This window comes from Streptomyces sp. NPDC007025 (assembly GCF_042869455.1).
Lineage (GTDB): Bacteria > Actinomycetota > Actinomycetes > Streptomycetales > Streptomycetaceae > Streptomyces.
Genome location: NZ_JBIAFT010000001.1, coordinates 453,356 through 465,615, shown reverse-complemented (window position 1 = coordinate 465,615; position 12,260 = coordinate 453,356). Strand labels below are relative to the sequence as shown.

10 protein-coding genes and 1 pseudogene are annotated in these 12,260 nt (G+C 71.4%); 6 read left to right on the top strand and 5 right to left on the bottom strand.

What is annotated here, in order from left to right; all coding sequences use genetic code 11:
* Positions 1-9: 9 nt before the first annotated feature.
* Positions 10-462, bottom strand: coding sequence for a YchJ family metal-binding protein (locus tag ACFYMO_RS01915; RefSeq protein ID WP_366770780.1), 453 nt, complete (start codon positions 460-462; stop codon positions 10-12).
* A gap of 121 nt (positions 463-583) precedes the next feature.
* Between ACFYMO_RS01915 and ACFYMO_RS01910 the strand changes: the two genes are divergently transcribed.
* Positions 584-2,254 carry an L-lactate permease gene (locus tag ACFYMO_RS01910; protein WP_388543533.1) on the top strand — a complete coding sequence of 557 codons (1,671 nt, stop codon included), beginning with the start codon at positions 584-586 and terminating at the stop codon, positions 2,252-2,254.
* Positions 2,255-2,398: 144 nt separating this feature from the next.
* On the opposite strand, the gene ACFYMO_RS01905 is transcribed toward ACFYMO_RS01910, so the two are convergent.
* Together ACFYMO_RS01905 and ACFYMO_RS01900 are read right to left on the bottom strand one after the other, a co-directional pair.
* Positions 2,399-2,602: a cold-shock protein gene (locus tag ACFYMO_RS01905; RefSeq protein ID WP_019357886.1), complete on the bottom strand. Its 204-nt coding sequence runs from the start codon at positions 2,600-2,602 to the stop codon at positions 2,399-2,401.
* A 186-nt stretch (positions 2,603-2,788) separates the two neighbouring features.
* Positions 2,789-3,781 (bottom strand): multicopper oxidase domain-containing protein, encoded by a 993-nt coding sequence (locus tag ACFYMO_RS01900; protein ID WP_366770782.1) that lies wholly within the window; start codon positions 3,779-3,781, stop codon positions 2,789-2,791.
* A gap of 209 nt (positions 3,782-3,990) precedes the next feature.
* On the opposite strand from ACFYMO_RS01900, the gene ACFYMO_RS01895 reads away from it, so the two are divergent.
* The gene (locus ACFYMO_RS01895) at positions 3,991-6,480 is read left to right on the top strand and encodes a ThuA domain-containing protein (protein WP_388543530.1); all 2,490 of its coding nucleotides are present in this window, start codon (positions 3,991-3,993) and stop codon (positions 6,478-6,480) included.
* A complete protein-coding gene (locus ACFYMO_RS01890; RefSeq protein ID WP_366770784.1) occupies positions 6,477-8,453 on the top strand; it encodes an OmpL47-type beta-barrel domain-containing protein in 1,977 nt (658 codons plus the stop codon). Before ACFYMO_RS01895 ends, ACFYMO_RS01890 begins: the two co-directional genes overlap by 4 nt.
* A gap of 74 nt (positions 8,454-8,527) precedes the next feature.
* Here ACFYMO_RS01890 and ACFYMO_RS01885 read toward each other — a convergent pair whose 3' ends face one another.
* The gene (locus ACFYMO_RS01885; RefSeq protein ID WP_366770785.1) at positions 8,528-9,067 is read right to left on the bottom strand and encodes a TerD family protein; all 540 of its coding nucleotides are present in this window, start codon (positions 9,065-9,067) and stop codon (positions 8,528-8,530) included.
* 87 nt (positions 9,068-9,154) lie between these two features.
* Entirely contained in the window at positions 9,155-9,733 is a 579-nt protein-coding gene (locus ACFYMO_RS01880; RefSeq protein WP_366770786.1) for a TetR/AcrR family transcriptional regulator, read from the bottom strand.
* A gap of 39 nt (positions 9,734-9,772) precedes the next feature.
* On the opposite strand from ACFYMO_RS01880, the pseudogene ACFYMO_RS01875 reads away from it, so the two are divergent.
* The 3 genes and pseudogenes from ACFYMO_RS01875 to ACFYMO_RS01865 all read left to right on the top strand — a co-directional run.
* A pseudogene (locus tag ACFYMO_RS01875) lies at positions 9,773-10,126 on the top strand (FAD-dependent monooxygenase); the annotation flags it as partial.
* A gap of 19 nt (positions 10,127-10,145) precedes the next feature.
* Positions 10,146-10,352, top strand: a complete 207-nt coding sequence (locus ACFYMO_RS01870) for a hypothetical protein (protein WP_388543770.1) — start codon at positions 10,146-10,148, stop codon at positions 10,350-10,352.
* Between the two features lie 639 nt (positions 10,353-10,991).
* Entirely contained in the window at positions 10,992-12,248 is a 1,257-nt protein-coding gene (locus ACFYMO_RS01865; RefSeq protein WP_388543529.1) for a DUF1266 domain-containing protein, read from the top strand.
* Positions 12,249-12,260 lie beyond the last annotated feature (12 nt).

The following is a 12,260-nucleotide window of genomic DNA, read 5'->3' as shown; positions in this document are numbered from 1 at the left end:
GTGCGGATTTCAGTCCACGGCACCGTCCAGATAGCGCCAGGCGCCGTCCAGCCGCACGAACCGGCTGCGCTCCTGCTGCGTTCCGGGGGCGCCGTCGGCCCCCCGGTGGTGGGCGCGGAAGGTGACCGTCCCCTCGCGGTGGAAGGCGCTGCCACCGGAGGTGGCGAGGATCTCCAGACCTGTCCAGCGCGGCGCGCCGGACAGGTCCAGGTGCGCGGGACGGGTGTCCGGGTGCCAGGTGCGCAGCAGGTAGCCGGTGTCCGCCAGCGCGAAGGCGGCGTAGCGGGAGCGCATCAGCTCCTCCGCGGTGGCGGGCACCGCCTCGTCGCGGTGGAAGCGGCCGCAGCACTCCGCGTAGCGGGCCGCTCCGCAGGGGCAGGCGGCGGGTGCGGGACGGCCGGGACCCGAGCGGCCGGTGGCGGCCGGACGGTGTGCTGGACGGGCGGGTTTGCGTCGGGGCATGTGTTCATCATGCCGGACCTCTGGACAGTGGGCTGTTCCGGAACCAACCTTGCGGAACGATCAGTTCGACACGGTTGGTCCGCGGTTCCGGAACGCATGCGTGCGAGCGCGAAGGTGAGAGATGTACCGGCTCGATCTCTCCCCCGTGGCCGACAACCTCGCGCTGTCCGCACTGGTGGGAGCGTTGCCCCTGCTCATCCTGTTCGCCCTGCTGGGCGGTCTGCGGCTGAAGGCCCACTGGTCGGGGCCGGCCGCGCTGGGCGTGTCGCTGGTGGTGGCCGTGTGGGCCTACGGCATGCCGGTGCAGCTGGCGCTGCTCGCGGGCACCCAGGGTGCCGCCTTCGGGCTGTTCCCGATCATGTGGATCGTGCTGGCCGCCCTGTGGGTGCACCAGCTCACCGTCACCAGCGGCCGGTTCGCGGATCTGCGCCGCGCGTTCAACCTGGTCAGTGACGATCCGCGGATCCAGGCGCTCATCATCGCGTTCTGCTTCGGCGCGCTGCTGGAGGCACTGGCCGGGTTCGGCGCGCCGGTGGCGATCACCGGGGTGATGCTGATGGCGCTGGGCTTCTCGCCGGTGCGGGCCGCCGTCACGGTGCTGGTGGCCAACACCGCGCCGGTGGCGTTCGGCGCGATCGGGACGCCGATCATCACGGCGGGTTCCCTCACCGGCATCGACCCCGCCGAGATCGGGGCCTACGTGGGCCGCCAGACACCGCTGCTGGCGCTGTTCGTGCCGCTGCTGCTGGTGGCGCTGGTGGACGGGGTGCGGGGCGTGCGGCAGACCTGGCCGGCCGCCCTGGTGTGCGGAGGCGCGTTCGCGGTGGCGCAGTTCGTCAGTTCCAACTACCTCTCGGTGGAGCTGACGGACATCGTCGCCGCGCTGGTGGCGCTGGGGGCCGTGGTCGGCTTCCTCCGCTTCTGGCGTCCGGCCGAGGGCGCGCGGGTCCGGGAGGACCTGCGGTCGGCAGCCGCCCGCGAGTACCGCGAGGCGGGCGGCGAGCAGCCATCCGGCACGGCGGGAGAACGGCCCGACGGGGAGCTGTCCCGGGCCCGGATCGGGCTAGCCTTCCTGCCCTACCTCGTCGTCATCGCGGTCTTCTCCGTCGCCAAGCTGTGGGACCCCGCCGAGACGTTCCTCGCGGACAGCGATGTGCGGGTGCCGTGGCCCGGGCTGGACGGGGCGGTGCTGACGGCCTCCGGGGAGCGGTCCTCGGCCACCGTCTACGTCTTCCCCTGGCTCTCCTCGCCCGGCTCGCTGCTCGTGCTGTGCGGGGTGCTGGTGGCCGCCGTGCACCGGGTGCCGGTGCGGGACGCGGTACGCGAGTTCGTGCGGACGGTGGTGACGCTGCGCTGGGCGCTGCTCACGGTGGGGTCGGTGCTGGCTCTGGCGTACGTGATGAACCTATCCGGCCAGACGATCACCATCGGCACCTGGATCGCGGGGGCCGGCGCCGCCTTCGCGTTCCTCTCCCCGCTCCTGGGCTGGCTGGGTACGGCCGTCACGGGCTCGGACACCTCGGCCAACGCCCTGTTCGCCACGCTTCAGCAGACAGCCGCCGACCGGGCGGGCCTGGATCCGACGCTGCTGGTCGCCGCGAACACCTCCGGCGGCGTGGTCGGCAAGATGATCAGCCCGCAGAACCTGACGATCGCGGCGACCGCCGTGGGGCTGCTCGGCAAGGAGGCCGTTCTCTTCCGCAAGGTCGTGGCCTGGAGCCTGCTGCTCCTGCTGGCGGTCTGCCTGCTGGTGCTGCTCCAGTCCGGCGTCGCCGCCTGGCTGCTGCCCTGACGCCGCGCGGACGCCGGCCGCGCGGGGTCAGGCGGTGCGTTCGCGCCGGGGCCGGGAGCACCGCGGACGCGCCTCGGGGCCGGAAGCGGCGCAGGGCCCGCACCTCGTCGGTGCGGGCCCTGCGAGCGTCCTGCGCGGCAGGTGTCAGGCGGGAGTGATGTTCTCCGCCTGGGGGCCCTTCTGGCCCTGGGTGACGTCGAAGTTCACCTTCTGGCCCTCCTGCAGCTCACGGAAGCCCTGGGCGTTGATGTTCGAGTAGTGCGCGAAGACGTCGGCGCCGCCGCCGTCCTGCTCGATGAACCCGAAGCCCTTTTCCGAGTTGAACCACTTCACGGTGCCGGATGCCATGTTCTTCTCCTTCAGGGTGGCTGGGATCGCACACCTCGTGCGCTCCGCGTCGCCGCAATGACCCCCATCCAGAGAAGCTCCGGAAAACAGAACGCGCCCGAGCCACAAAGCTCAGGCGCGCACACGTATGGGTACCAAAACTGCAACGTCTTTACGATACCACGGCCGGGGTGGTCACCGCTGCCGTCAGCCGTGACCGTCGTGACCGGGCACCGTGCCGTCGGGTTTGGCGACGAGCAGCAGTCCCGCCATTCCCATGTCGGAGTGGCTCTGGACATGGCAGTGGTACATCCACGCGCCCGCTCCGGACCCCTCGCCGGCCAGGATCTGGAAGCCGAAGGAGTCCCCGGGTCCGGTGATCTTGTTGTCGATGACCGGGCTGGTGTCGTCCGGGCCCGCCAGCATGCCGGTGCGGTTGTCGGCCCAGCGGTGGGCGTGCATATGGAACGTGTGGTAGTACTCACCGTGCGTGATCATGATGATCTCGACGCGGTCGCCCACGGTGGCCTCGAAGTCGGGCCCCTTGTCCAGGTTGTTGATGGTCATGTCGTTGAAGACGATGGTGAACTGGCGGTCGGGATCGGGCAGGATGTCGCCCTCGCGGCGCACGACGACCGGGCCGTAGAGGCCGTTGCGGATCCCTCCGGTGCCGTGGTCGGTGCCGACGACGTGGTCGTGGTAGTGCCAGTATCCGGCGCTGCCGGGACGCCAGGTGCCGTCCTTGCGGCGGCCGGGCTCGTGGGTGCGCCAGGTGTAGGTGCGCTTGCCCCCCGGCTCGACGTGGCTCTTGTTCATCCTGGTGCCGTCGCTGGCGATGTCGTAGTCCACGCCGTGCGGGTGGAGACTGGCCGCGACGTCCATGGTGTTCTCGAACTCGACGTGCAGGGTGTCGCCTTCGACGAGTTCGATCAGCGGTCCGGGGACGGTGGCCTTCCCCTTCTCCAGACCGTAGCCCATCCTGCCGTCGGGGAGCTTCTCCACGTACATCTTCATCCGCCGGGTCTCACCGCCCTTGCCCGCGCGGCGGATCGCCGCGGAGCGGGCCGGTGCCGCCTGCGCCGCGGGCGCGGCCGCCGTCAGTGCGCTTCCGCCGACCGCGGCGACGGCGCCCGAGGCGAGCAGACCCCTGCTGAAGGAGCGGCGGGTGTGGGTGCTGGAGTTTCGGGTCTCTCGGGTCATCGTTCTCGATCTCCCCCGGGGGCGTGTGGCCAATGGAGTGCTGAACGGTGCGCCGCGCGATGCGAGTTGCAGGGGACGGTAGCGCCGGAGGCAGCGTTTATCCACACTCAGGACAAAGTTCGTCGGATTACGGTCATAGGTCTTGGCGAGCCGCCGAAAGAGGTCTAGCTTCTGCCACGTTTCGGTGACAGAAGAGGGGTGGATCACGCATGCGGCTCCAACCGCACCCACAACGGGCGAGACCCCGACGCAGGAGAATCGCCGCGCTGCTGGCCGGCGCGCTCGCCGGCGGACTGCTCGGCGCACCCGCGCTGGCGGCACCACCGCCGGGGGCGCCGGCGCCCAAGCTGGCGCTGCCGAGCCCGCCGGGCGGTGAGGACGTCCGGGTCCTGGTCTTCCACGGCGCGACGGGCGAGGAGTCCCCGACCGTCGATGCCGCGATCGAGGCCATCGAGAGGATCGGACAGCAGGGCCCGGCCCAGGAGCACTTCACCATCCGCGCGACCGACGATCCGGCGATCTTCACCAAGCCGCGGCTCGGCCGCTTCAACGCCGTGGTCTTCCTGACCGGCGACGGCGACGTGCTCGACCCGGCGCAGGAGGCCGGTCTGGAGAGCTTCATGGAGGCGGGCGGCGGCTTCCTCGGTGTCCATGACGCCGCCCGCGCCGAGCCGTACTCGGAGTGGTTCACCGGGCTGATCGGCGCCCGCCCGGCCGAGCACAGTCCCTCGAAGGTGCAGCGGGCCACCGTCGAGGTCGGCGACCGGCAGCACCCGGCGACCAAGGATCTGCCCGTCGAGTGGAAGCGTCCCGACAGGTGGCTCAACTGGCGGGAGAACCCCTCCGGGAAGGTACACACCGTCGCACGGCTGCGCACCACCACCTACGACGGCGGCGCGGACGCCGGCGGCTGGGACCACCCGGTCTCCTGGTGCCGCGACTACGACGGCGGACGCTCGTTCTACACGTCCATGGGCGGGACCGCGGCCAGCTTCGCGGAGACCGACTTCCGCGCCCATCTGCGGGGCGCCCTGATGTGGACGACGCGGCTGGCGCGCGCCGACTGCCAGGCGGCCATCTCCGCCAACTACGAGGCGAAGCGGCTCACCGAGCCCAACCAGCCCGGGCAGTCCGACCAGATCGGCGAGCCGCACGGCGTGGTCACGGCCGAGGACGGCCGGGTCTTCTACATCGGACGTGGCGGAGGCGACGCCTCCCAGCCGGTGGTCACCGACTGGGACGACCCCGACATCGGCAAGGGCAAGGGTCAGGTGCACATCTGGGACCCGGAGACGGAGAAGGTGACCCTGGCGGGGGAACTGACGGTCTTCGGCAACAAGGGCGGCGGCGGCGAGCTGGTCAAGAACGAGGAGGGGCTGCTCGGTATCGAGCTGGACCCGGACTTCGCCCGCAACGGCCGGGTCTACCTGCACTACACGCCGCACAGCGAGATCAACCGCGACACGCACATGGCGAAGCGGCGCGTCTCCCGGTTCACGCTGGACCAGCAGACCGACAAGCTGGACCTGGACTCGGAGAAGGTGCTGCTCGAGTGGCCGGTGCAGATCCACAGCTGCTGCCACGCGGGCGGCGGCATGGCCTGGGACTCCGAGGACAACCTCTACATCGCCACGGGTGACAACAACTCCTCGCAGTACAGCGACGGCTACTCGGGGAACAATCCGGAGCCGAACTTCAAGGGTGTCTCGTTCGCCGACGCGCGCCGTACCGCGGGCAACACCAACAACCTCAACGGCAAGATCCTGCGCATCCACCCCGAGGACGACGGCACCTACACCCTCCCCGAGGACAACCTGTTCACCGGCGAGGAGTCCGACGAGGGCGGCGGCAAGACCCGCGGCGAGATCTATGTGATGGGGGTGCGCAACCCGGCGCGGATCGCCGTCGACAAGGAGACCGACACGCTCTACGCGGGCTGGGTCGGCCCGGACGCGCAGTCCCCGAGCCCGACCTGGGGCCCGGCCAAGTACGACACCTTCGCCAGGATCACCAGCGCGGGCAACCAGGGCTGGCCGTACTGCATGGGCAACAAGCAGCCCTACCGGGACCGCAACCTCCCCGACCCGAGCAAGCCGCTGGGCTGGTACGACTGTGACCATCTGAAGAACGAGTCGCCCAACAACGACGGCCTGGTCAACATCCCACCGGCCCGCGGGAACAACATCTGGTACTCGCCGCAGGGCGGCGGACCGGACTTCCCCCGCGGCGAGAACGGCGTCCCCAGCTACCAGGAGGACGAGCAGCAGCTCACCCTTCCCTGGCTGAAGGGCGGCGGCCAGGCGGCGATGAACGGGCCGCTCTACCGGTTCGACGCGGACAACCCGGCGGCGGGCAAGTGGCCCTCGTACTGGGACGGCAAGTGGTTCGTGGGCGACTTCTACGACGGCGACCAGCCGCGGCACGCGCTGGTGATGCCGAAGGGCGACACCGTGGGCGCTCAGCCCGACCACGCCGAGAGCCTGGACGGGATCGTCCCGGTCGGCGAGGGCGGCATCCGCAACCTCATGGACTGGAAGTTCGGACCCGACGGCGCGCTGTACGTCCTGGACTACGGGCGCGGGTTCTTCACCTCCGACGACAAGTCCGCGCTGTGGCGGGTGACGTACAAGGGCGGCGAGCCGACACCGAGCCCGGAGGACATGGCCGAACCGGCACTGCGGAAGGAGACGGTCCGATGAGGGCGAGTGTGCGGGCGGGGCGCCGCGGGAGACGCGAGCGGCACCGGTTGGTGACGGCCCTGCTGGGGGCCCTGGTGATGGTGCTCGGCCTGACCTCCGGTACGGCGTGGGGGCAGGGCACGGCCCTGTCCGGCGCCCGGAGCACGGGGCAGAGCGGCCCGGCCGCCGACGCGCAGGTGCTGACCTGGACGGCGAACGACGACATGACGAAGTACGCCTCGGCCCCCTCGACCGCGGTGGCGGGCAAGGCGACGATCGTCTTCGAGAACAGCGAGGCGACCGGCAACACCACCGGAATGTCGCACACCCTCACCTTCGTCACCTCCGACCCGGACCACAACCAGGACGTGGACCTCAATATCCTGGCCTCGCCCAACGACTCCGAGGGCGGGAAGCACACGGTGGAGGTCACCCTGACCCCGGGGACCTACAAGTACCACTGCACCATCCCCGGTCATCAGCAGATGACCGGCACCCTGGTGGTGACCGGGGACGATCCGGGTGAGGACAGCACGCCGCCCGAGACCTCCGCCGCGGTCGACGGCGACCAGGACGAGAACGGCGACTACCTGGGCAGCGCGACGGTCACGGTCACGGCCTCGGACGCGGACTCGGGCGTCGAGAGCATCGAGTACGCCCTCGACGGCGGCGACTTCCAGCCCTACACCGCGCCGGTGACGGTGGCCGATGCGGGCGAGCACACCGTCCGCTACCGGGCCGCGGACAAGGCCGGGAACGCGGCGGAGGAGAAGTCGGTCGACTTCACCGTCGTCGAACCGCCGGACGAGGACACCACGCCGCCGACCGTCCAGGGCAGTGCCGAGGGCAGCAAGAACTCGGACGGCCACTTCATCGGCCGGGCGACGGTCACCGTGACGGCCGCGGACGACAAGTCCGGGGTCGGGAGGATCGAGTACTCGCTGGACGGCGCCCCCTATGTCGACTACGCCGAGCCGCTGGTCGTCGACCGGGCCGGATACCACGCGGTCACCTACCGCGCGACCGACAAGGCGGGCAACGTCTCGGAGCCGCAGCGGCTGTCGTTCCGGATCGTGGCGGGCGGCGGAGTCCCCGCGCCGGCCTGCCCGGAGTACGACGAGCGCGAGACGGTCATCGTCGGCACCGTGGACACCGGGGTGCCCAACCGCATGACGAAGCGCCGTTGCACCGTCAACGAGCTGATCGAGGACGAGAAGGAGTGGACGTCCCAGGCGCTGTTCCTCAAGCATGTGCGCGGGGTCACCGAAGGGCTGGTCAAGGAGGGTGTGCTCGTACCCCGCGAGCAGAAGCTGATCAACCGCGCCGCCAAGCGCTCCGGGATCGGGACACCGGGTCAGGAGACCGGCTATCGCGACCTGTTCGACGGCAGCGAGGAGTCCTTCGCCGACTGGGAGCAGGTCGGCGGCGGAAAGTTCGGGCTCAACGACGACGGCAGCATGACCAGCGACAGCTCGGTCGAGGGCATGGGAATGCTGTGGTATCCGAAGCGCAAGTACGGGGACTTCTCGCTGAAGCTCCAGTTCCGTGACGACGCGCCGGGGGACGGCCGGGCCAACGCCGGGGTCTTCGCCCGCTTCCCCGACGTGCACGACCATCCGGAGGAGTCGCGGCCGGAGTGGGTGGCCATCAAGTACGGCCATGAGCTGCAGATCCTGGACCGCCCCGACGGGGACATGTACAAGACCGGCTCCGTCTACGGGTTCGACCGCGTCGGTCTGGCGGGCGCGGGCGTCACCCCGAAGGGCACCTGGAACGACTACGAGATCCGGGTGATCGGCCAGCACTACGAGATCTACCGCAACGGCACCCTGCTCAACGAGTTCGACAACAACCGCGGACAGGTCTTCGAACCGCCGCGCTCCGACGACCCGGGTACCGACGGGCGCCGCTACGCCTCGGGCTATGTGGGCCTCCAGGTCCACAGCACCACGGACGTGGTCTCGTACCGGAACGTACGGATCAAGGAGCTGTAGCAGCAGCGCGACGGCCGGAGCACGAGCGGCCGGGCGGGCGGTGCCGGGACTTCCGGTGCCGCCCGCCTCCGCTGTCAGGAGCCGCGCTGCTCCGGGATGCCCATCCGGGAGGCGAACTCCTCGGGGGCGCCCTGGTAGCCGCGCAGCACCGGCGTGTGGTGCCACTCCCCCGCCCCGCCTCGGGCGAACTCGGCGACGGTGGCCGCGGTCGCGTCCGGGACGCCGGAGAAGTCGTCCTCCGACAGCTCCTCGTAGCCCTCCTTGACCTGCACGGCCGTGTTGGGGACCTGCGCGAACGTCTTGTGCCCCTCGCCCTGCTGGATGGCGACACCCACCACGACCCGCACGTACTCCTCGGAGAGCCGGTCCAGTTCGAGGGTGAGCACCTCGTCGGAGCCGAAGCCCTGGCCGGTCTTGCTGTCCCGGTTCAGGATGATGGTGCCGTCCGGGGCGCGGCTGTCGAAGTGCACCAGGTAGGCGGGCTCACCGTAGGGGGCGTCGGCGGTGTAGGTGGCGGCCACTATGTCGAGGTCGTGTTCGGGCTCGCCCAGCGGACTGGGGTCCCACTTGAGGGTGACCTCCACCTTGTCGAGTCCTTTGTTGAGACTGCTCATCCTGCCCCCTCCTCGTGTGCGGCGCGTATGCCGCAACCGACCGGAACTGCACGGCGGTTCCATCCTGCCACGCCGGAGGGTGGACGCTCAGGCGCGCATCCGGGTGAGACGGGAGCGCTCCGGGGCGGTCCACACGGCGTCCACGGCCGCCGAGACAACCCGCGCACGGGGGACTTCGGGGCGGTCGAGCCACCACAGGGCCGGCCCTTGGAGCACGCTGCGGCACGCCTCCCAGGCCAGTTCGGCCTCGATGCGGGCGTCCTCGCCTGGGGCCGCAGGGAGGGGGACGCCGACCAGCCGGGCGAAGAAGGGGAGCAGAGCCTCGCGGCTGCCGTCGACGACGGCGCGGTGGTCGGCGCGCACCTCCTCGTCGCCGGTGGTGTCGCGGAAGAGCATCCGCCAGGCGTAGGGGTGGGTCTCGATGTAGCCGAACCAGGCGTCGAAGGCGCGTGTCACCTCCTCGGTGCCCAGTTCACCGGCGCCGCCGGGTGCGGGCAGCCGCTCGCGCCACAGCTCGCGGAGTTCGGCGAAGTGCCGCTCCAGCAGGCGGCGGTGGAGCTCCCGCTCGGAGGGGAAGTGGTCGTGGACCACGGGGACCGAGACGCCGGAGCGCCGGGCGATCTCGTCCATGGAGGCGCGCTGGTAGCCGTGGGCGGCGAAGACCATGGTGGCGGCCTCCTCGACGACGGTGCGGCGCTGCCAGCGATGAGCGGCGGTGACGAGCGATACGACGTGATCGTGGCCGGCGCGCGGTGCGCAGGGGCGCCGTTGGCGGCACTACTGGCCCGGCGGGGATTCGAGCTGTGCCTGGTGGAGAAGGGGGAACCGGGGGGCGACATCCCCTCGACCCACATCTTCGAGGCGGACGCGCTGGCCTTCCCGGCGGATCTCGGCGTGTTGGAAGAGCTGCGCGCCACCGGCGCCCCGCTGATCGCACGGGCCGATGCCCGGGTGGGCGACCTGCGCTGGCCCGCTACCTGGCCGGTGCGCCCGGACGACCCGGGCGGAGTGATGTCGGTGCGCCGCTTCCGGCTCGACCCCGTACTCGTCGACGCGGCCCGCGCCGCGGGGGGCCGAAGTGGCCACCGGGACAGCGGTAACCGGCCTGATCAGGGACGAGGACGGCAGAGTGGCGGGCGTACGGGTCTCCCCGGCCACGGGAGACGGGGAGACCCACGGCGGCACGGCACACGAACGGGTGCTGCGGGCCCGGCTGGTGGTGGGCGCCGACGGCCGGTCCTCCACCGTCGCGCGACTGGCCGGCGCGCCCGCTCCTACCATGTGACGCCCGACCAGTTCGCGCTCTTCTGGGGGTACTTCGCCGGAGCGACGACCGGCGCGGAGCCGGCCTTCGTCTTCCACCGCTGGGCCGGCCGCGTCGTGCTCGGCTGCCCCACCGACGACGGGCTCTACCAGGTGCAGGTGGGCGTCGGCCCGGCACGGCTGCGCACGTTCCGCGCCGGACTGCCCGGCAGCCTGCTGGAGTACGCGCGGGCCGCCGAACCCGTCGCCGCGGCGCTGGCCGGCGCCCGGCCGGTGGGCCGACCGCGCGGGACGACGGGGACGGCCGACAGCCTTTTCGAACTGGTCAACCACCGGGCGAAGCCGAGCGACCTGCTCACCGGGCCGCGGCTGCTCGGGGCGGTGGGCCGGCTACTGGCCCGGGGCCGGGTGGGCGTCCTGCGGGAAGTGGCCCGGCTGGCCGCCGATGACCGGCGGCGGCGCGCGCTGACCCGCCGTCCCCGGTACGGGGCCGGCTGAGCACGGCGTGGCGCGCCGCTGCCCGCCCGGCCGCCGCGCGTTCACGCGGACACCGGTTCCTCCCCGCGGGCCCGGCCCGCCCCACGGGAGCGGTAGCGTGACCGTTCGATCATGACCAGCGGTCCCGGCGCGTCAGTCGGCGGGCCGGGAACGGGGCACGAGGGTGTACGCGGTAGGCGAGCAGGACGATCACGACGACGTCTTCCCGGTCGTCGAGCACGACGGTGCGGAGCACTGGGAGGCCCCGGGCGATCTGGAGCGGCGGCTGTACAAGTTGCACGAGGTCGACGAGAGCTACACCTACCTGCGCACCCTCGCCGAGAACGGCGTCTACCACCCGATGCCGATCGAGCAGACCGTCCGCGACCCCGCCGGACGGCGGCCGGTCACCAGTGAGATCACCGGCTCGGACGGCGTCACCCGCACCGTCGCCCAGGTCTACACCGACGGTCTGCTGCCGCGGCCGCACCCGTATGTGGTCTTCGAGTTCATCACGCTGGGCACCCTCGCCGACCTTCTGCCGCCCGAGGTCGAGGTGCTCGTCGTCAACGGCGCGACGCCCTGCCAGGAGCTGTTCCGGGTGGACGAGGAGGAGCGGGAGGTCTGGTCGGAGCTGCACGAGGAGCTGTTCGATCCGCACGCGCTCATCGGCCGCCTCGTCTCCCGGCGGACCGGAGCCCCGGAGGCCGGCCCCCTGCTGCACGGTCTGGCGTGCGGCGCCCATCTGTGCTTCGGCAACGGCGACCCCTGGAACACCCTGGACTGGCACGGCGCCGGCTACAGCAACGAGGTCGAGCGGCTGGCGGAGTACTGGGGGGTCGAGAGCCGGGAGGGCTGGCTGGAGACCGAGCAGCGGCTGTTGGAATGCGAGGTCAGCCCCTGGTACTGGGATTTCGTGCTCGGGGCCCGCCTCGCGCTGGAGAAGGAGCACCGCGGCCGGGGCCCGGTGGACGCCGGACAGTGGCGGGACTCCGTGGAGGCGACACTGCGCCGGGTCGTCGAGGCCCCCGAGGGTCCGGATTTCGACGCCTTCCTGGCGGACCTGCGTGGATTGGTGGGCAAGGTCCTGCGGTACGAGGCACGCTTCCGCGCCGACGGGCTGCTCGGCCCGGACGAGGTGATCCGCACCGTCGCCGCCTGGGACCTGGGCCGGGCCTCCAAGATGGCCCGCTGGGGGCGGGGGGCCCGCTACGCGACCCGCGCCGAGATGTACGACGCGATCGAGCGGGTCAGCACCGGCGTGCGCAGCACCTACCGCTCCTGGGCGGAGTTCTCGGCGGCCTATGTGATGGGCCGCTGCCTGCACTTCGACGAGGAGCGGTTCGGCACCTGGTACACCGACGTGCTGGAGGCGCACCGGGTGCTGCTGCGGGCGCCGCGCAGCCCCTGGCGGACGGTGCCGTTCCGGCTTCCGGACTGACCCTGCCGGGCC

What these genes read in the sequence shown, in the direction of transcription:
- ACFYMO_RS01915 (WP_366770780.1), bottom strand. Translation starts at nt 462, where the DNA reads ATGCCCCGACGCAAACCCGCCCGTCCAGCACACCGTCCGGCCGCCACC.
- ACFYMO_RS01910 (WP_388543533.1), top strand. Translation starts at nt 584, where the DNA reads ATGTACCGGCTCGATCTCTCCCCCGTGGCCGACAACCTCGCGCTGTCC.
- ACFYMO_RS01905 (WP_019357886.1), bottom strand. Translation starts at nt 2,602, where the DNA reads ATGGCATCCGGCACCGTGAAGTGGTTCAACTCGGAAAAGGGCTTCGGG.
- ACFYMO_RS01900 (WP_366770782.1), bottom strand. Translation starts at nt 3,781, where the DNA reads ATGACCCGAGAGACCCGAAACTCCAGCACCCACACCCGCCGCTCCTTC.
- ACFYMO_RS01895 (WP_388543530.1), top strand. Translation starts at nt 3,991, where the DNA reads ATGCGGCTCCAACCGCACCCACAACGGGCGAGACCCCGACGCAGGAGA.
- ACFYMO_RS01890 (WP_366770784.1), top strand. Translation starts at nt 6,477, where the DNA reads ATGAGGGCGAGTGTGCGGGCGGGGCGCCGCGGGAGACGCGAGCGGCAC.
- ACFYMO_RS01885 (WP_366770785.1), bottom strand. Translation starts at nt 9,067, where the DNA reads ATGAGCAGTCTCAACAAAGGACTCGACAAGGTGGAGGTCACCCTCAAG.
- ACFYMO_RS01880 (WP_366770786.1), bottom strand. Translation starts at nt 9,733, where the DNA reads ATGGTCTTCGCCGCCCACGGCTACCAGCGCGCCTCCATGGACGAGATC.